This window comes from Paenibacillus sp. 23TSA30-6 (assembly GCF_014858585.1).
Classification (GTDB): Bacteria; Bacillota; Bacilli; order Paenibacillales; family Paenibacillaceae; genus Paenibacillus.
Window position 1 is genome coordinate 128,593 of record NZ_SLTL01000010.1, and the last position, 19,924, is coordinate 148,516.

Here is a 19,924-nt window from a genome sequence, read left to right on the forward strand (position 1 = left end):
CTGCGGTAGTTAAGTTATCTTTTGTTGGAGAAGCAGCATAAAAATTTGGTTTTATAACTGATGAAGAGGTGAAATGTCATGGGAGTAACAGCCAAACAAATTTTTGTGAATTTACCAGTAAAAAATCTGCAACAGTCCATTGATTTTTTCACAGCAATCGGATTTGAATTTAACGCGCAGTTCACCGATGAGCATGCAACCTGTATGATTGTCAGTGAGCAAATATTTGTTATGTTGCTGGTTGAAGAGCGTTTTAAAGCATTCACTACAAAAGAAATTTCGGATGCAACGAAAACAACAGAAGCGATTGTTGCCTTATCGGTGGAGAGTCGAGAAAAGGTGGACGAAATTGTCCACAAGGCTCTGGAAGCCGGCGGAAAACCTTCGAACGAACCTCAGGATCACGGCTTTATGTACGGATGGAGCTTTCAGGATATAGATGGTCATTTGTGGGAGTTCTTTTATATGGCAGAGCAGTAAGGGGACATAAAGCGTATATAGAAACTAAAGTAACATCATGGAAAGTAAGCGATCCTAAAAGGATGGTTTGCTTTCTTTCTTTATTGTTATCAAATATCACCGGGGAGGAATCACCATGTCTAATGAAATAGCAGTCTATCCCGTTCAATCTCTGAACGATGCACTGACAGATACACTGACCCGGTTGTTGATCGACGTGGTGGCGGACGGTGCTTCTATTGGATTTTTACCGCCACTGGCTTATCAGGAAGCAGCAGCTTATTGGAAGAGTGTCCTTCAGGATAGTGTAGTCCTGTGGATTGCGGAGAAGGACGGTGTGCCTGTTGGAACTGTGCAGCTCCATTTGGCTACAAAGGCCAATGCAACTCACCGTGCGGAAATTGCGAAGCTCATGGTGCATCCGTCCGGGCGCAGGCTTGGGATTGCGCGTCAACTGATGCAGGCTGCGGAAGAGGAGGCGCTGCGTCAGGGCAGAACGCTGATGGTGCTGGATACGAGGGTGGGCGATCCTTCCAATAAGCTATACGAATCTATCGGATTTGTGGAAGCGGGCGTGATTCCAGGGTATGCCCAATCGGCTGACGGTCAACTGGACGCTACCCGATTTTATTACAAACCACTAAATCCGTATCTGAGCCGTTGCTGATGATTTGGCGAATAACGATATTATATACAGGTAATAATAGCTTGTTATACGATTTCATATGCTTTTCCGCTTTTATTCGACTGGAAAAGCAAGGGAATGGGAACGTATAATGAAATGAGGACCGTTTAAAGGGTCTTTTTATGTCAATTCGGCTGGTCCGGATTGAAGATCGTAGTATATACAGCGGAGGAATCGAAGAATATGAGGCTGGAGCATGATTTTCTAGGTACCAAGGAAGTGCCATCAGACGCCTATTACGGTGTACAAACACTGAGGGCAAAAGAGAATTTTCCAATTACCGGCCAACGGCTGCATCCTGAGCTGATTAAAGCCATGGCGATCGTCAAAAAGGCAGCAGCAACGGTAAACATGGAGCTGACCCGCTTGCATCGTCCCAAGGCAGAGGCCATTATTCAGGCAGCTGACGAGGTGATTCAAGGACAGTTGCACGACCATTTCATCGTCGATCCGATTCAGGGCGGCGCAGGCACGTCCATTAATATGAATACAAATGAAGTGATTGCGAACCGGGCGTTGGAGCTGATCGGCAAGCAGCGTGGAGATTATCAGGAGATTAGTCCCAACAACCATGTCAACATGGCGCAATCGACAAACGACGCTTTTCCTACGGCTGTCCATTTGGCTGTTCTAAGTATGATTGACAAGCTGCTGGTCACCATGAGTGAGCTTCAGGAGGCGTTTTCCCGTAAGGCGAAAGAGTTTGACAGCGTGATTAAAATGGGCCGAACCCACTTGCAGGATGCAGTACCGATCCGGCTGGGACAGGAGTTTCAGGCTTATGCGCGTGTGCTGGGCCGTGATATCGGACGTGTCCGTGCCACGAAGCTGCATTTGCTGACGGTCAATATGGGCGCAACTGCGGTAGGCACCGGCTTGAACGCAGATCGTCGTTATATTCAGCGTGTCGCGGAGGTGCTGGCTGAAGTAAGTGGTTTCCCTGTAGAGGCTGACGAAAATCTTGTCGATGCCACTCAAAACACGGATGCTTATACGGAAGTGTCTGCCGCGTTAAAAATTTGCATGATGAATATGTCCAAGGTGGCGAATGACATTCGCCTGATGGCCTCGGGGCCGCGTGCTGGTCTCGGAGAGCTGAGTCTGCCCGCCCGCCAGCCGGGTTCATCTATTATGCCGGGTAAGGTAAATCCGGTAATGTGTGAGGTCATCAACCAGATTGCTTTTCAGGTCATTGGGAATGATCATACGATCTGTCTCGCTTCCGAGTCTGGTCAGCTGGAATTGAATGTGATGGAACCTGTGCTTGTCTACAACCTGCTGCAATCGCTGGAAATTATGAAGCAGGGCTTTCATGTCTTCCGCATTCATTGTGTGGACGGAATTGAAGCGAACGTGGAGCGGTGTCGTGAATATGTCGAAAACAGCGTAGGCATTATTACCGCGCTCAATCCCCACCTTGGATATGAGGTCGTATCACGTATCGCCCGTGAGGCGATTACAACTGGCAAATCGGTACGCGAGTTGTGTCTGTTGTATAATGTACTGACTGAGGAAGAGCTGGACATTATTTTGGACCCGTATCAAATGACTCAGCCGGGTATTGCCGGAGAGTCCCTGCTGAATCGGGAATAATATTGCGGAGTTTAGAATGTAGGCAGCTTTGAGGCAAAATGAAGACAGCCCCGTCGAATCCGGCGGGGCTGTCCTTGTGTAACACGAGTGTCAGCGCGTGATAAAGTGGAATGTCTTGAAAAGGAATACACCGCTGCACGCCTATTGTAGAAAAGGGGAAGAGGAATGCTGCTTGAGCAATTATCGGCATATAAGGAATTAGGAATAGGACTTATTGTACTCCTACTGTTACTCATACTCATCATCAGAGGACTGGTACGTCGGCGCAGAAATCGGATTTTACGTGATCTGGACCCGCGAAAAATCGGAATTCAGGATATAGACAGGATGGAGGATGGCTCAGAATTTGAGCTTTATCTGCAACGGTTGTTATCTGCGCTCGGCTATAAGGACATCTACAAAACGACCAGTAGCCGCGATTTTGGAGCGGATCTGGTTTTTACAGACCGTGAAGGTGTCAGAGTCGTGATTCAGGCCAAGCGTTATGCAGTACAAAACCCGGTCGGCTTGGGCGCGGTGCAGGAAATTTACACCTCCATGCGTTATTATGCGGCAGACAAGTCTGTCGTTATCACTTCCGGACGCTACACGGAATCCTGTAAAACACTTGCTGCTGTTAACGGAGTTAAGCTATTGGATCGCGGCGATCTGGTGGACATGATTGATCTGTTCAAGGCTAAACATCGTGAGGAGGTCATGGATCTCATAGAAAGTAAAACCGACGTGATGGCCTCCAAATGGAGCAGGAGCAAATGATAAATGGGAAATATCACCTCAGTTTACTTCTCCCATTACAATGAATTTACAGAAAACCTTATGAAAAAAAATGCCTTTATAACCGATATAAAGATGTTGGGGATTTGCAAATTATGCTGAGGTGATATGTCATGAAGAAACGAGTTCAGTTATTAACATTGAGGTGGGTTCCCATTGTCACTATTTTTGCATTACTGCTGGGTGCATGTGGACAGCCAGCAGCACAAACCAAGGAGCAACCGATTAAGGTAGGAATTGTACTGTCAGATATTGGTCTGGGTGATCAGTCTTATAGCGACGCGGCTTTTCGGGGTTTGGTCAAGGCACGGGACGAGGGGAAAATCGTTTTTGAATATCGGGAAATTTCCAAGACCAAGACATATGATGCTGCTTTTGAACAGCTTGTTCAAGAAAAATCCGATTTGATTATCGGGTTGGGGTACATGGTGAAAGAAAGTCTGGAAACCGTTGCGAAAAAATATCCGGATCGCAAATTTGTAATTGTGGATGAAAAATCGGATTTACCTAATGTGGCTTCCATTACTTTTAAAGAAGAAGAGGGCAGCTTTTTGGCAGGGGTCGTTGCAGGAATGGCGAGCCGAACCGATCAGGTGGGTTTTATCGGGGGAGTGGAGTCTCCGCTGTTGAAAAAGTTTGAGGTAGGATATCGAGCAGGGGTTCGCTCCGTTAAGCCTGATGCCAAGGTTACCGCTACGTATGCGGGAGATTTCGGCAAGGCGGAGCTGGGCTCGGAGATAGCGCGCGACATGATAGATCAGGATCGAGTTGATGTGATTTATGCGGCGGCAGGTCTTACAGGTGTGGGTGCGCTACAGGAGACGCAAAAGCAACAAAAGTTCGCAATCGGGGTCGACAGCGACCAGTTCTTTATTGCGGAAAAAGCAGTAGTGACCTCCATGATTAAAAATGTGGATGTCGCCATTTACACGGCAGTCAAAAGCTTTGCAGATCATCAAAGAAAATTTACGGACCAGAATATGGTGTTCGGTCTTACGGAAGAAGGCATAGGTTTGGCGCCTATTCGTATTTTGACATTGAACCCGGAGCAGCAAAAGCTGCTGGATGACTTGAAGGAACAGGTCAAGTCCGGCAGTCTTACTGTGCCCACCCAATAAATTTTCGTAAAACGGAGGATGATTCCTGATGAAACTGCAAGGTAAACTGGTGCTTAACGCGATGGTTTCCCTGATCGCATGCCTGGCTTTGGTGGCCTATATTATTTTTGAATTGATCCGTATCAACTCGCAAAGCAGTAGTCTCGTTCCAGCCATGCTGAATGTACAGCAACTCAATGCTTATTTGATTCAGTCAGGACAGGCGCTGCAAAACTACTCTTCTTCTATGACAGAGAGCAACAAAACGGATGTGCAAAATCAACTGGGTCAGGCGGAAAAAACGATTGCTTTGCTTTCGCAAGGCATGATGCAGACCGAAACGCAGCAAAAGCGTCTGAATACCGTTGAAACGAAATTCAGCGAATTGAAGGCTGCGACGGATAAAGCGATGAGCACCGGAAGCAGCCCTGAATCCAAACGTAATGCGATGCGTGTACAGGGGATCCAGAACGATGTGTTCATGCTGGATATTCTAACAAAAGCGCGTTATGACGAATATACAGAGGAATTGACCAAGAGTATTCGTTTTACTTGGCAATTGGCCTTGGCAGGAGCTGTTCTGCTTCTGGTGGCGGTCGGGCTATATAATACATATACATCCAGGCAGCTTGCCCTCAGAACTCGCAAGTTGACGGATGCCGCGAAGCCGATGGGAATTTGACGGTGCAGCTCGCGCAAACGAAGGGACGTGATGAGCTGGACGAGCTCAACGAATCGTTCCGGTTCATGATCGGGAACTTGCGTAACATTGTGCTCTCTATTGACCAGTCGGGGAATCGTGTTGATCTGATGGCTCGGGATATTGACCAGCATAATGAGACCATGAAGGAAATCGTGACGCAAGTTAGCACCTCAACAGAGGAACTGGCGATTGGTAGTCAAAAAATTGCTGAGGATCTGTCGACCACCGTTGGCGTTGTGGATGAGATGCAGCAGAAGTTTGAAGCGAATTTGTTGGAGACCAAGCAGTCCTCTACATATAGCGAAGACGCATTGCGTGTCATTGAGCAAGGTACACGTGTGATGAGCGATCAGCTACGCATTGTAGCGGAAAATCGTTCAGCGATGTCCGAGGTGGAGCAGACAGTCAAGGAACTGGAGGCCAATGCAGCCGAGATTACGACGATGACCGGTTATGTATCCGAGATTGCCAGCCAGACGTCGCTGCTGTCCTTGAATGCTTCAATTGAGGCTGCGCGTGCGGGTGAGGCTGGAAAAGGTTTTGCAGTCGTAGCCAACGAAGTGAAAAAGCTGGCAAATCAGTCGGAGTCGGCTGTGAAGCAAATTTATACCGCAGTCGAGGGCATTACGCAGGCTATGAACAAGGTGAAGACCTCTGTGGCGCAAAGTCAGGAGCTATTCCGTGAGCAGGAGAAGGCAACATCGTCCACCGGGGAATCGTTCACTGAGATAAGCGGTAAAGTACAGCAAATTGCCAGCCAAGTCAGCAAGCTGTCGACGGATATGAATGTATCTCGGGAACTGAGCGTACAGGTACAGCAAGCCATTGAGAACATCAGCGCGATTACCCAGCAATCCGCCGCAGGCAGCGAAGAAATTACCGCCTCTACCGTGGAGCAGAAGCGTTCCTTTGAGGAATCGGCTGAGAAGGTGAAAGAGCTTCGTCAGATTCGTGAGGAGATGCAACGGGAGCTGGATCGTTTTCAGGTGGAAAAAACGGGCTAAGCAACACGAATTCAACACATTTTTTGGCTATATGATAGATACAGGATAAACCCATAGAAGAAGTCTTACCCATGCAGGGAGGCTTCTTCTTTTTTATTGAAAGTGTCTAATGATTGACAATAATAGCTACCTTTTATTGCTCTTCGTAGAGTTAATAGGCAGGGAATTCCCCATCCTGTGTCAAATAGATTTAGGGAGTATATGTTAGCCTGTACGTTGTTGGCAAGGGATGCTGGAAAACGAAGTCCGGAAGGATGAATTTACGGGAATGCTGCGATTAAAGCTTCGATTGATTCTGAAAAATAAACAGACAAGGCTCATTCTGCTACTCACTCTAAGTGTATCACTCATTATTAGTGTGATCGGCTTGCTATCGTATTCGGGATATCGCAAGGGTTTGGATACCGAATTGAACACACCGAACATAGAACTGCTGCAAATTAATCTGGATGTGACCAACAGGGCATTTCGGGAGTCCGATAATAAGGCGCTGGATGCAGCCTATTCCCCGGATGTTGAGGCATTTGCACGTTTACAAACAGATGGGAAATCACTGTCAAACAACGTTCCCGTCATCAAACGGCTACAGAAATACTTGAAAGCCCTTTCTTCGCATGAAGAGATTCATTCGGCTGAAGTTATTTCTTTGGAAAAGCATGCTCTCGTATCCAGCGAATACGGCTATGTACCCGATTGGGACCAAGCGCCGGATACGACTTGGGTTCCCTGGATTCGGGACATTCAAAAGAAGCCATTACTGATTAAGCGAAGATGGTACGGCACGAATCATGAACATGGAACGGTAGAACTCCTTTCGCTGGCAAGACCCGTGGTAAAGGATGGGCAGGTCATCGGCGCGGTGCTGATCAATCTGGATTATGATCGCTTTTTCTCCAAGCTGTATATTCATTTATCCAACTCGCAATATGTGTACGATCTGGAGGGTGAGTTGATCTATCCCAAGTTAAAATCGTCTGTACCCCTATACGAAATGGACAAGGTTTTAAAAGAGCTGGATGTGAGCCCCTATGCTTATGTAGAGGTAGGGGGGATGGAGTACATGGCGAACCAGACCTTTTCAGATGTGACGGGCTGGCGTCTGGTATCGCTTGTTCCTATGGACAAGCTGCTGAAGCATGTCAAGCTGGCACGCAACATGATGTTGTGGTTGGCCTTTATTTCGATACTGGCGGGTTGCTCAGCGGTCTACTATTACAATTATGCGGCGTTTCGCCCTATGAAAAGAATTAATAGCCTGTTAAATTCAGGCTACAAAGGAACGCGCCAAGGTGGATTGTATGATCTGGAGCCGGTCATTGGCAAGCTGGTTGGAGAGTTCCATCGCAAATCACTGGTGGTGGAGCGAAGTCTACCGGAGTTGCGTTCCAAATACATGGAAGATGTCATCCAGCGTAGAATGGGCATACAGGAAATGCGTATGAAATGGGAACAGTATTTTTCCGATTGGGACGGCAGCTCTTTGGCTGTGATGATCGTGTCAATCGATCGGTATTCTACCTGGGCAGCAAGCTTTCCAGAGGAGGATAAAATGCTGCTCAAATATGCGTTGAATAATATTTTACTGGAATGGCTTGAACCTCACTGGAAGGCGGTAAGCGCGCCAGATGAGGAAAGCGGGTTCGTTGTACTACTACAGTTAAGTGAGAGCGAAGATGAAGCTATAACTGGGACTGGGGCTGATACCGATGCCGATGTCAAAGACAGCATTCTGCTCCGCAAAAGCGCAGACAGGCTGATTCAGGTTGTGGATGAGCATCTGCCCCTGACTATTTCCATAGGAATGGGTCCTGCATTCTCCGATATCCATGAGTTACGTCAGTCATTTGTAAAGGGGAAAGAAGCCCTTGGTTTGCGTTTGTATGAGGGATATGGATGTTCGCATATGAGCACGGACAGCATGGGGATGAACATGGATGTTACAGAGTATTTTAGGCCAGAAGAGCATGCTCATGTTTCATCAGCGGTGGAAAAACGGAATGTGGAAATCATTCGTGCCGTGGAGTCACAGGAAGCCGGGAAAAGTATCGAGCTGATCAGCCAATGGGGAGAAGAACTTCGTCTTCACAGGACCTCCCCATTGCAGGTGTATCTGTCTGTTCATGAACTGATGGAGGAGCTGCTGAAATGGTGCATGACTCATGGTGTGACGCCGCCGGACAAGCTTGTTGATTACCACTGGAATCAGATTCAGACGCTTGATCTTACAGATATCGAGAAGCAAATGTATTCGATTGTAGCTGATATCGGCGAAAAACTCTCTGGACACAGACAGTCCAAGGAGTTTGTACGTGTACAGGAGATGATCGATTACATGGAGCATCATTTGCATTTAAATATTGGGCTTCAGGAAATTGCAGATCAGGTCCATATGAGCGTGTCATCGGTGAGCAGTATGTTTAAGGAAGAGACAGGTAGCACCGTATACGATTACTTGACTGGTTTGCGAGTGAAAAAAGCGTGTGCATTACTGTGCGAAACACATCTGAAAATTGCAGAGATTGCTGATCAGGTCGGCTACCGGAATGAGAACAGCTTTATCCGTGTATTCCGGAAGCATAAACAGGTGACCCCCGGGAAATTTCGGGAAATCAGCAAATGTTCCAATAGATATGCAGATCCGCCAAAAGGTCGGTATTTTGGGGATTTGGAAGATAAATTCGAAGATTAAGCGATAGCTGTAGCCCCCGCGTTGCGGTACATTGACTTCATGTAAACGCAAATATCATGACCGAAAACGTCTGGGGGTGAAAACGGGTGCGTGACTGGCCCAGTTCATTTTTTGGAAAAGAGGAAGCGTAATGAAGAACAAGCCATGGCAAAAATATGTGCTGGTTGCGGCGGGAGTGGCTTTTCTTTCTGCCTTGAGTATCAGTGAATATGTGGATCAACACGCTTTGCGTGACCACAGTGGTGCATTTCCTGTGAAGCCCATCACGCTCGTCGTTCCTTATGCGGCGGGCGGCGGTACGGATATCACGGCAAGAGCATTGGCGAAAGCATCCGAAAAGCATCTCGGCCAGCCGATCATCGTCGTTAACCGGACGGGTGGAGGCGGTTCGGTCGGGCTGATGGAAGGGGCTGAGGCGCAGGCGGACGGTTACACTGTAACGTATCTGGTTGCTGAGCTGACCACACTGCCACATCTGGGACTGCTGCCCCTTACCTATGAGCGCTTTAAACCGCTGGTCCAAACCAATATGGACCCTTCTGCCATCACGGTTAGAGCGGATGCTCCCTGGACGACGGCCGAAGCATTTCTGGAGGACGCTCATGCTCATCCTGGCAAGCTGAAAATGGGCAATGCAGGCACGGGGAGCATCTGGCACCTCGCTGCTGCGATGCTGGAGCAAAAAAGCGGAGTCCGCTTTACCCATATTCCCTATGAGGGAGCTGGGCCAGCCGTTTCAGCGTTGATGAGTGGCTTCGTGGATGCTGTGCCGGTCAGTCCTGCCGAAGTGAAAAAGTATGTAGACCAAGGGAAGCTGCGCATACTGGCGATACAGGCAGACACCGTTTCGGAAGCGTTTCCAAGTGTGCCGACGTTACAGCAGGCTACTGGGCTGAGTGTACATTTTATCGGGACTTGGAGAGGACTGGCTGTGCCCAGGGATACGCCGGATGAGATTGCTCAAACCCTGGCGGACGCACTGATCAAGGGGACGAAAGATGAGGAATTCAGGGAAGAAATGCGTAAGCATGGATTGGGGCTACGTGTTAAGGATGCAGAAGCATTCGCACGGCAGTTGAAGGAGAGCCATGAAACTTTCGCAAGGTTGATTCCCGAATTAGGCTTGAGCCGCAAGTAATACGGCCTTGTTTTTGCGCTGGCAAAAACGAAAGGGTTGAATGAAGTTATGAAAATCAAGCAAAGCATTGATAAAATTCCGGGCGGCATTATGTTGGTGCCGCTGTTTATAGGAGCATTGGTTCATACATTTATACCGTGGGCCGGGGACTACTTTGGATCGTTTACGAAGGGACTAATGACGGGGACGGTACCGATTTTGGCGGTGTGGTTTTTTTGTATGGGCGCTTCCATTGATATACGAGCTACGGGTACGGTATTACGTAAATCAGGTACGCTCGTATTAACCAAAATCGCAGTTGCCTGGGTAGTGGCTATCATAGCATCCAAATTGCTACCCGTCGGCGGCGTGGAAAGTGGGTTATTTGCGGGCCTGTCGGTATTGGCGCTGATTTCTTCGATGGATATGACGAACGGTGGGCTATACGCCTCCATTATGCAGCAATACGGTTCCAGGGAAGAGGCGGGGGCATTCGTGCTGATGTCCTTGGAATCTGGTCCGTTAGTGACCATGCTCATTTTGGGTAGTACGGGATTGGCCGTTTTTGAGCCGCAGGCTTTTGTGGGGGCGGTACTGCCGTTTCTGGTCGGGTTCATGCTGGGGAATCTGGATCACGATTTTCGTAAATATTTTGGTAGCGCTACGCATGCGCTTATTCCGTTTTTCGGTTTTGCACTGGGCTGTTCCATCGATCTGAGTGTGATTGTCCAAACCGGCTTACTCGGTATTATATTGGGCATCGGCGTCATTATTATTACAGGCATTCCGCTGATCCTGGCGGACAAGTATATCGGCGGCGGCAACGGTACAGCAGGACTTGCAGCCTCCAGTACGGCAGGTGCGGCGGTTGCCAATCCGGTCATTGTTGCGAATATAAAGCCAGAGTTCCTGCCCGTAGCGCAATCCGCAACTGCGTTAGTAGCCGCTTCGGTCATCGTTACCTCTATATTGGTGCCTATTCTAACGGCTTACTGGTCCAATTATGTTAAACGCAAAGGAGAATCGAAGGGAGCAGGTCCTGTAAATCCAGGTGCCAATGTCCCTAAATAAAGTTCGGATGATCCCGGATCGGATGATTCAAGATCATTTCCTGAGTCTCTCCATTACCCGGGAAATGCTTTTGCAGATACATCTTATATTTTCACACCACAAACTTGTCCTAAAACGCTTCTGCAAACATACATATGTAAGCAGAGGAGCGTGATGGAATTGGAAAACAAGGTGCGTCGCTACTATCAGTTAAAGCAGAAGCAAAAAGAAATTGAAGGCGAATTGACTGATTTGCGTAATGACATTACAGCTCATTGTGCGCAGCAGGGAGTGGCAGATTGGGAAATTGGCAGCTACCGGGTCAAAGTTGTGCAGCAGCACCGCAAGGAATACGATCATACCAAGCTGTATGATTCACTGCCTGATCCGCAGCTATGGCGCTTGTTTTCCAAACCGGATACTTCGAAGATTGCCAGTTTGCTTAAACTCAAGGTCATCGCAGAGGAGCAAATCAAAGATGCTGTTTCTCTCAAAACAGTGACGCTATTGCAGGTGGATAAAAAATAAAAAGTAGAGTAGTAATGTGAACCTGTACATGTTGTAGCTGAAAAAGGTTATTCGGTATACTCCCGGATAGCCTTTTACTGCCGCCTCGGTGTGATTTTTTATAAACCTGACCCATCCAGCCCCAAATAAAATAATGAATACCACAACAGAGAATAGAACGTTTTTGAGCCTTATCCCGTGTATCCTTCTCAGGGTAACCTTTCCTTTAATCCTTGCTTTATGATCTGTTTTACTCTATTAAAATTTGGATCTATAAGAATAATTCGCTATACTACTCAGAGAATATGAGTGAGAGTTAAGAGAGCCATACTTATCCGTATGGAGGAATTAAACTTGGAGACTGCCGTCAGTAAAGTATTTTTATATATATTTTCAATTCTCATTGCGCTAGCTTCCTGTCACGGGTTCATGTTGTACTGGATGTGGCAATTGCCGGAGCTTGAACATGAATCTTCTGATTTGGAAAATGGCTTTGCTCTATTTGCCACAGGTATCGTTTTTGCCTTCATTGCTTTTGCTGTTCACCTGATTCTGCATATTCTGATCTTTGTCCATCTACTTCATCGTAACGACCATACTATGGATATGAAGAGGTTGCTGTTCCGCAAGGAATCAAGCAACAACGCAATCCTCCGTATCTGTCTGCTGATAATCCTGTTGATTTGGATCGTTTATGCTACCATTGTACATACAATTCCGCTGTTTTCGGTCATTAGTTTTACGCTGGTTTTTATCAACTATAGTATTTGGCTGTTGCAATTTTTGACGGAGAGACGAGGCAGGGAGGTTCGGTTGTAGGGGATGTATCAAGGGAACAAGAAAAGAGCTGACTCCCGTTTGTAGTGGGGCCAGCTATAAAAGAGAAGCGTGTCTTTTCTTTTTGCCGAAGCTTCCTGACGAAATCCTCATTCATTTCCGTTGTTATTGCAAGCTCCCCGATCAAAGTCTCCACATAAGGCCAGCAATGCTCCAGCAATAGCTGAAGGCATTCCTGATCGTCCTCCTGCTGATAGCGTCGAATATAATCCTGTAGCTCGATGTCCTTCTCCACGCTATATTCAGCTACTTATCGGACAAGCCTTTTCCCAGCCCTTTGAGAAAATGAATGCCAAAACCCATCGCCCGATTTACATCCGGATCATTCATGGCCTTCATGAGATCGCGCAGGCGAGTCTTTTTGTTCTGTTTTAAATGCTCTTCGGCTTCGTTCAGGCCCGTAGTAACGCTGCCCACCAGCTTTTTCATCAGCTCAGGGTCTACCTCGGATAGCATGCCGGCTGCTCCCATCAGATTGTTGATGATGTTTGTCACAGGCTTGCGAGTTGCTTGTCCTACAGCGATTTTGGCGATGCTTTCTTTGGCTTTCAGCATAGACTGAGCCGCTTCGAGAAGACCGCTATCGTGCAGCTCACGTACAATTTCGAGCGTCTTCTGCAAGGCCGCCCCGTTGTCCGCCAGATCAGCAGTAAGCTGATCCAGCGATTGTTTTTGTCGTTCTTCTTCTGTAAACACACGCTTTCGTACGATTGAAATAGGCTTAGCCATGAGTCCGACCTCCTTATTTTTGATCCACCAGATCGACATAACCGGGACGATTCCATTTCCGATCCACTTCAACCCCATTTTGCGGATGACGCTGTTTATAGCGCGGGTTGATACGTGGCAGCGGATTTTGACCGTCTACCTCCAAAATGTGCATCCGCACCTTGTTTTGCTTATAAGCTGGTGTGTTGGTGATTACATCGAATGCTCCGCCAGTTAACAGGTTCACGGCGCTGTCATGGCTGCTGGAGTGCATAGGTACGTAGACATCGGTTCCATGCATCCGGTCGGTGACGAGAACACGCAGCTTCACGGCACCATATGGCGATTCCAGACGAACCAGCGATCCGTCCTTGACTCCGCGTTCCTCCGCCAATTCCGGCGATACTTCCACAAATACACTTGGAAGCTTGAGCTGGATGCCCGGTGATTTGGTCGTCAGATTTCCTTCATGGAATTGTTCGAGCAGTCGGCCGTTGTTTAAGGACAGATCGAACTCAGCCGGGTATTGTTTAGGCGGTACATATTCAAAAAGACCGAGACGTGCCTTTTTGTCCGGGAAGTTAAAGCCGTTGGTGTGTAGAAGTGGTGTGTTGCTGCCATCCGGCGATCCCCAGTGAAAGCTGTTCCAGCCTTCCAATACGTCATAATTACATTGGGAGAAAAATGGAGTGAGTGACGCCATTTCCTCAAAAATTTCACTTGGATGACTGTAGTTCCAATCAAATCCCATATGCTTGGCAAATTGGCTGAAAATCCACCAATCCGGTTTGCTGTCTCCCATAGGGCGGAGTGCTTCATATAAACGCTGGACACGACGTTCGGTGTTCGTAAAGGTTCCGTCTTTTTCAAGCGAAGGTACGGCTGGCAAAATGACATCCGCGAATTCTGCTGTTTTGCTCAGGAATACATCCTGAACGACGAGGAAATCTAAATTCGCCAGCATTTCCTGTGTATGGTTGGAGTCCGCATCCACCCACGCCATTTCTTCTCCGGCGATATACATTGCTTTTAGCTCACCAGTTTCAATGGCCTCCAGCATTTGGATATTGTCCAGTCCGCGTTGGCCTGGAATGTGTACCCCGTAGGCCGCTTCGAACTTGGCACGAATGTCATCGTTGGTGACAGGCTGATAGCCTGGGAGAATATCCGGCATCGTACCCATATCAGCAGCACCCTGAACATTGTTATGTCCGCGAAGCGGATATGCGCCTGCACCTGAACGCATAAAGTTTCCGGTCACCAGCAGTAGGTTGGCAATTGCAATCGAAGTGTAAGAGCCTGCGATGTTTTGCGTCACCCCCATGCCCCAGCAAATGGCAGTGCCGTCGGCTTCGTGAATCATAGTCGCTACCTGAATCAGTGTCTCTTTGGAAATACCAGTTTCCTGTTCGGCAAATTCCAGGGTGAAACGCTCCAGCAATTTCAAATATTCAGGATAGAAGTTTACATGTTCTTCAATGAATTTTGCATCATGCCAGTTTTGCTCAATGATGTATTTGGCTACAGCGGATAACCATACATAATCAGTACCTTGCTTCGGACGAATGAACAGATCTGCGCGTTCTGCCATTTCATGCTTGCGCAGGTCGACCGAGATCAACTTTTGACCGTGCAGCTTATGCGCACGTTTAATACGGGTAGCCAGCACCGGATGTCCTTCTCCCGGCGCACAGCCGACCAGCATGACCAGACCTGCTCTGGCAATGTCTTTAATCGTACCGCTGTCGCCGCCAATGCCTCCGGTGTGCTGAAGCCCCCATGAGGCGGGGGATTGGCAATACCGCGAACAGTTATCGACGTTATTCGTTTGGAATACCTGACGCGCCAACTTTTGCATCAGATAGTTTTCTTCATTCGTAAATTTGGACGAGGAAATAAAGCCGAGCGCTTTACCGCCATACGTTTCTTTAATAGCACCCATTTTGCTGGCCATCAGATTCAGTGCTTCTTCCCAGGTCGCTTCCACAAATTCGTCGCCTTGACGAATTAAGGGGGTAGTCAAACGCTGATCACTATTCACAAAATCCCAGCCAAATTTCCCTTTTACGCATGTCGAGATACCGTTAACAGGTCCTTCAGAGGTAGGTTGTACCTTCAAAATTTTGCGGCCTTTGGTCCAAACCTCAAAGCTGCAACCTACACCGCAAAACGTACAGACGGTTTTCGTTTTTTTCGTACGGGTTTCACGCATCGCTGCTTCGGCTTCGGAAATAGCGAAAATCCCACTATAGCCCGGTTCCACTTCCTTTATTAAATCCACCATCGGATTTAATAAGTCTTTATCCATGCCGCTCATAAAGCCTGCTTCACCCAGCATAGATTTCTCCATCAAGGCATTGCATGGGCAGACGGTTACACACTGACCACAGCTAACGCAGGAGGAATCGTTAATCGCAACCCTATCATCCCATATGACGCGAGGACGTTCAGCCTCCCAGTCGAGGGACAGCGTTTCATTGACCTGAAGGTTTTGGCATACCTCTACGCATTGGCCACAGGCAATACACTGATTTGGGTCATAACGGTAAAAAGGATGGGACATATCTACTTCCGTTGGGTCGACTTTCGGTCGATACGGATATTTTTGATGTTCAATTTCCATGAGCTCTGCTGTATTATGCAATTTACAATTACCGTTGTTGTTATCGCACACCGTGCAGTAGAGGAGATGATTTTCCAATAGTCGGTCCATGGCCTCGGTTTGAGCTGCTTTCGCGCGGTCCGAGTGTAAATGAATATTCATGCCATCCGCAGCATGTGTCGAGCAGGAACGCACCAGCTTTCCATCTACTTCGACGATACAGGTGTCACAGGTGCGGATCGGATCGACTTCAGGAACGTAACACAGCTGGGGATGGGCGATATTGTTTTCGTTAATCACTTCAAGAATCGTTGCGCTGTTCTTCGTTTTCAGTTCCTGTCCGTTTAATGTAATTTTGATCGTACTATCAGTCACGGTTCAGGCTCCTTTCAGATTTTAAATTTAAAAATTAGGAATAAAAAAACTCCACCATAAACACAAGTGCTCGTGTTCCAGCACTTGTGTTTATGGTGGAGTAGTGACCAAGCTCTAGGTCCTGGAGGCCAATCCGCCATTTGAATATGTATTAATAACAAACAGTACGCACCGTCTGTATATCAATAACTTCTGAATAACTTAGATATGTCATTTTCTGCATGTCATCTCGTGTAACTATAACGTAAAATTTAAGATAGTTCAACGGTACATTATTAATTTTTTTAATTGATAATGATTATCGTTTGAGAAAACGAAAAATCATTGACAAACGTTCCAGGATTGCTAACAATAGGAATGTAATCTATTTCAGAGCAATCGTAAATGAAGTGTACGTGGGAATCGCGTATATTTTATTTGTCGCAGCGCTTGTTAGTTTGATTTTTCTATATCACATGATGTGGGATTCGTAAAATCCTGATGTAGATAAATTAACCGGCATTTAGCAGATTCTTCGGTATTCATAAGCGAAGAAGTTGTTGTGATGCCGGTTTTTTGGTTCAGTATAAAATGAATGGAAATACCGTTCCAATTTAGAGTGTAAAGAGTTTTATTAATGAAGACGGATTGAGGTGAACAGGATGGCGAACCGGAGCGACGATCAATGGAATCGTCCGTTACGGGACTTAAGAATATCCGTCATAGACCGATGTAATTTTCGGTGCCGATATTGTATGCCGGAAGAAATATTTGGCCATGACTATCCGTTTTTGCCAAAAGAAAAAATATTGACCTTTGAGGAAATTACACGCCTTTCCCGTATTTTTGTCTCGCTGGGCGTTACGAAGCTGCGTATTACTGGTGGCGAGCCGTTGCTGAGGAAAAATTTATCCTTGCTTATTCATTCGTTAACTCAGCTCGATGGGGTTGAAGATATTGCAATGACGACAAACGGCGTATTTTTGCCTAAATATGCTGCAGCACTGCGAGAGGCGGGACTGAAGAGAGTGACGGTTAGTCTGGATTCGCTCGATGATGATCGGTTCCGCCAAATGAACGGGGGCAGAAGCAGCGTAAAGGCGGTGCTGGATGGTATTGAGGCTGCGGCTCAAGCAGGGATGCAGGTGAAAATAAATATGGTCGTGCAAAAGGGCTTTAACGATCAGGATATTGTTCCCATGGCTGACTATTTCCAAAAGAAAAAGCATATTTTACGTTTTGTTGAGTTTATGGATGTAGGCAACACCAATGGCTGGAAATTGGATCAGGTCGTTTCCAAGCAGCGGATCATCGAAGCCATTCACGAGCATATGCCGTTGGAGCCTGTCCCACCCCAGTACAAAGGTGAGGTGGCGACGCGCTACAGGTATCAGGACAGAGACGGGGAAATTGGCATTATTTCGTCTGTTACGGACGCCTTCTGCTCCACATGTACACGAGCGAGAATTTCTGCTGAAGGCTCCTTGTACACGTGCCTGTTTGCCTCTCAAGGGTACAAGCTTCGCGCGATGCTGCGTTCCGAACAGTCCGATGACGAGATTAGAGCTTACATTGAGCGTGTTTGGAGAGAACGTGCCGATCGCTATTCAGAGGAACGGCTGAATCATACACAGCAAGCAACGTCTAAAATTGAAATGTCACACATCGGCGGGTGAGCCGAAGAGCCAGCCTGTCAGAAACAAGGGAGTGGAGCACATGGAAAAGCCAGCTGAGGTAAAACGTGAGATTCTACGTTATCGTGACGGTCAGATCAAGCGTTTTGAAGACACTGTGGTGACGGAGCATCCGGTGACCATCAAAATCAATCAGCAGGAATTTGCTACCATGGTTTGTACACCGGAGTATGTGGAGGATATGGCAGTAGGTTTTTTGGCCTCTGAAGGCGTCATTCAACGGTACGATGATATCGAAGATATTTGGGTTCAGGAAAAAGAAGGCTTTGTTCATATTAAAACCCGTCGAATGAATGAATTTTATCAAAACTTCCATTCCAAACGATACATTACCTCCTGCTGCGGAAAAAGTAGACAGGGCTTTTATTTTATGAATGATGCGAAAGTGGCAAAAAGAATGAATGACACCCATGTTACGCTGTCTTTTGACGATTGCTTCCGCTTGATGAATTTAATGCAAAACTCGGCACTTACGTTTCAGGAGACCGGTGGTGTTCATAATGCAGCGCTGTGCGACAAAGACGGGATGATCCTGTCCAGAATAGATATCGGCCGACACAATGCGCTGGATAAAATCTATGGGCATTGCCTAAAACATGATATTGTATTACAAGACAAAATCATAGTATTCAGCGGACGCATTTCGTCTGAAATTTTGTTGAAGGTTGCGAAGATCGGCTGTGAAGTTGTTTTGTCCAAGTCAGCTCCCACAGAGCTTGCACTTGAGTTGGCTGAGGATCTGGGAATTACGACCGTCGGCTTTATACGCAGTCGTTCTCTGAATGTATATACGCATACCGAACGGATTGATGAACTGTTTGAATCTAAAATATAATATAAAAATCTTCAATGTACACCGTCATAGTTAACCAGCATGGAATAAAACCTTTCGGGGTATTAGTTCATGTTGGTTTTTCTTGGTACATATGTGGTGGACATTCACTGTACTGAAAAGGAGGGCATGTTAAATGAACTATCATATTCAAGTATTTGCCGGACTTGCGGAACAGATGGGAGGGCCTATAATTACGGTGCCTACCGTGCAAGAAACGATGACCGTTGCCGCATTAAAAGACTTGCTATCCGAGTGTTTCCCTGCATCAGCAGCTCAGTTGCAGGGTTCTTTTGTTGCCAGAAATCAAGCCTACGCCGCTCCTGAGGACCTCGTGAGTATACATGATGAGATTGCGATTATTCCTCCGGTTTCAGGAGGGTAAATTCTATTAATAGGATAGGTGTATCGATAGAATAGGTGCAAGGGGGCAGATCATATGCAATACCGTATTCAACTATTCGCAGGTATGGCGGAGCAACTTGGTGATGTGATCACGGTAGAACTTTCACAGGGAGCGGTGACCATTGCAGACATTCGAAAAAAGCTGAATGAGCTGTACCCGGAAGTGACTTCACAACTGCCAGGTTCTTTTTTTACCCATCATAAAAAGCTGGCTTCTCCAGATGAACTTGTGCTTCCATCAGATGTAATTGCTCTTCATCAGTCAGCACCCGGGATGGAGACGGTCGTTTCAAAATGTGGTTTATTTGCCATTACGTACGACCCGATTGATGCCGATGAAGTAACCTCAAAGGTGCTCGACCCTTCTCATGGCGCCTCGCTGACCTTTAATGGTACGACTCGGGAATTTACGCAAGGTCAGCGAACGGTGCTGCTTGAATATGAGGCGTATGTCCCGATGGCCATGAACACGATGAAGCAGATTGGTGACGAAATTGCAGAGCGCTGGCCTTCTACACGTACTGCGATTACACATCGGCTTGGCACGGTAAGAATTGGAGAGACGAGTGTGGTGATTGCTGTCTCTGCTGCACACCGCGATACTTGCTACGAAGCCAGCCGCCATGCCATTGAACGGTTAAAGCAAATCGTACCGATTTGGAAAAAGGAAGTGTGGGAGGACGGCTCAGAATGGAAGGGGCATCAGCTGGGTGGCTGGAATCCTCAAAATACCCCAAAGCTTTCGAATAAGGGCGACATTTGAACTTTTAGCTTGTCTGATCAACTTGTAGCTATCAATGGATAAGTATGGAGG

General features: G+C 47.1%; 16 protein-coding genes and 1 pseudogene. 15 read left to right on the plus strand and 2 right to left on the minus strand.

All coding sequences use genetic code 11. The annotated features are described in order from the left end of the window. Positions 1-78: 78 nt before the first annotated feature. The 11 genes and pseudogenes from E0698_RS11735 to E0698_RS11785 all read left to right on the plus strand — a co-directional run bounded on the left by E0698_RS11735 (position 79) and on the right by E0698_RS11785 (position 12,497). Positions 79-480, plus strand: coding sequence for a VOC family protein (locus E0698_RS11735; protein WP_192511662.1), 402 nt, complete (start codon positions 79-81; stop codon positions 478-480). Between the two features lie 115 nt (positions 481-595). After that, positions 596-1,126: a GNAT family N-acetyltransferase gene (locus E0698_RS11740; protein WP_134913359.1), complete on the plus strand. Its 531-nt coding sequence runs from the start codon at positions 596-598 to the stop codon at positions 1,124-1,126. A 201-nt stretch (positions 1,127-1,327) separates the two neighbouring features. Beyond that, positions 1,328-2,737: an aspartate ammonia-lyase gene (gene aspA, locus E0698_RS11745; protein ID WP_025685648.1), complete on the plus strand. Its 1,410-nt coding sequence runs from the start codon at positions 1,328-1,330 to the stop codon at positions 2,735-2,737. A gap of 165 nt (positions 2,738-2,902) precedes the next feature. Next, positions 2,903-3,493, plus strand: coding sequence for a restriction endonuclease (locus tag E0698_RS11750; RefSeq protein WP_134913360.1), 591 nt, complete (start codon positions 2,903-2,905; stop codon positions 3,491-3,493). A 131-nt stretch (positions 3,494-3,624) separates the two neighbouring features. After that, the gene (locus E0698_RS11755) at positions 3,625-4,629 is read left to right on the plus strand and encodes a BMP family lipoprotein (RefSeq protein ID WP_192511663.1); all 1,005 of its coding nucleotides are present in this window, start codon (positions 3,625-3,627) and stop codon (positions 4,627-4,629) included. Between the two features lie 28 nt (positions 4,630-4,657). Further along, positions 4,658-6,315: pseudogene (locus tag E0698_RS11760) on the plus strand (methyl-accepting chemotaxis protein). Between the two features lie 232 nt (positions 6,316-6,547). Continuing rightward, positions 6,548-9,004 carry an AraC family transcriptional regulator gene (locus E0698_RS11765; protein ID WP_192511716.1) on the plus strand — a complete coding sequence of 819 codons (2,457 nt, stop codon included), beginning with the start codon at positions 6,548-6,550 and terminating at the stop codon, positions 9,002-9,004. A 130-nt stretch (positions 9,005-9,134) separates the two neighbouring features. Next, positions 9,135-10,142, plus strand: coding sequence for a tripartite tricarboxylate transporter substrate binding protein (locus E0698_RS11770; protein ID WP_192511664.1), 1,008 nt, complete (start codon positions 9,135-9,137; stop codon positions 10,140-10,142). 48 nt (positions 10,143-10,190) lie between these two features. After that, on the plus strand, positions 10,191-11,192 hold the full coding sequence (gene kdgT, locus E0698_RS11775; RefSeq protein WP_192511665.1) for a 2-keto-3-deoxygluconate transporter: 1,002 nt from the start codon (positions 10,191-10,193) through the stop codon (positions 11,190-11,192). Positions 11,193-11,345: 153 nt separating this feature from the next. Then, positions 11,346-11,699 carry a hypothetical protein gene (locus tag E0698_RS11780; protein ID WP_149093888.1) on the plus strand — a complete coding sequence of 118 codons (354 nt, stop codon included), beginning with the start codon at positions 11,346-11,348 and terminating at the stop codon, positions 11,697-11,699. A gap of 333 nt (positions 11,700-12,032) precedes the next feature. Then, a complete protein-coding gene (locus tag E0698_RS11785; RefSeq protein WP_192511666.1) occupies positions 12,033-12,497 on the plus strand; it encodes a hypothetical protein in 465 nt (154 codons plus the stop codon). Positions 12,498-12,761: 264 nt separating this feature from the next. Here E0698_RS11785 and E0698_RS11790 read toward each other — a convergent pair whose 3' ends face one another. Both E0698_RS11790 and fdhF read right to left on the minus strand, forming a co-directional pair. Continuing rightward, entirely contained in the window at positions 12,762-13,244 is a 483-nt protein-coding gene (locus E0698_RS11790) for a DUF1641 domain-containing protein (protein WP_192511667.1), read from the minus strand. Positions 13,245-13,257: 13 nt separating this feature from the next. Then, on the minus strand, positions 13,258-16,200 hold the full coding sequence (fdhF, locus tag E0698_RS11795) for a formate dehydrogenase subunit alpha (protein WP_192511668.1): 2,943 nt from the start codon (positions 16,198-16,200) through the stop codon (positions 13,258-13,260). Between the two features lie 641 nt (positions 16,201-16,841). Between fdhF and moaA the strand changes: the two genes are divergently transcribed. From moaA to E0698_RS11815, 4 genes are all read left to right on the plus strand, one after another. Then, positions 16,842-17,855, plus strand: a complete 1,014-nt coding sequence (gene moaA, locus E0698_RS11800; protein WP_192511669.1) for a GTP 3',8-cyclase MoaA — start codon at positions 16,842-16,844, stop codon at positions 17,853-17,855. Positions 17,856-17,895: 40 nt separating this feature from the next. Continuing rightward, on the plus strand, positions 17,896-18,708 hold the full coding sequence (gene fdhD / locus E0698_RS11805; protein WP_192511670.1) for a formate dehydrogenase accessory sulfurtransferase FdhD: 813 nt from the start codon (positions 17,896-17,898) through the stop codon (positions 18,706-18,708). A 133-nt stretch (positions 18,709-18,841) separates the two neighbouring features. Beyond that, on the plus strand, positions 18,842-19,090 hold the full coding sequence (locus E0698_RS11810) for a MoaD/ThiS family protein (RefSeq protein WP_192511671.1): 249 nt from the start codon (positions 18,842-18,844) through the stop codon (positions 19,088-19,090). Between the two features lie 54 nt (positions 19,091-19,144). Then, a complete protein-coding gene (locus E0698_RS11815) occupies positions 19,145-19,873 on the plus strand; it encodes a molybdenum cofactor biosynthesis protein (RefSeq protein WP_273041977.1) in 729 nt (242 codons plus the stop codon). Positions 19,874-19,924 lie beyond the last annotated feature (51 nt).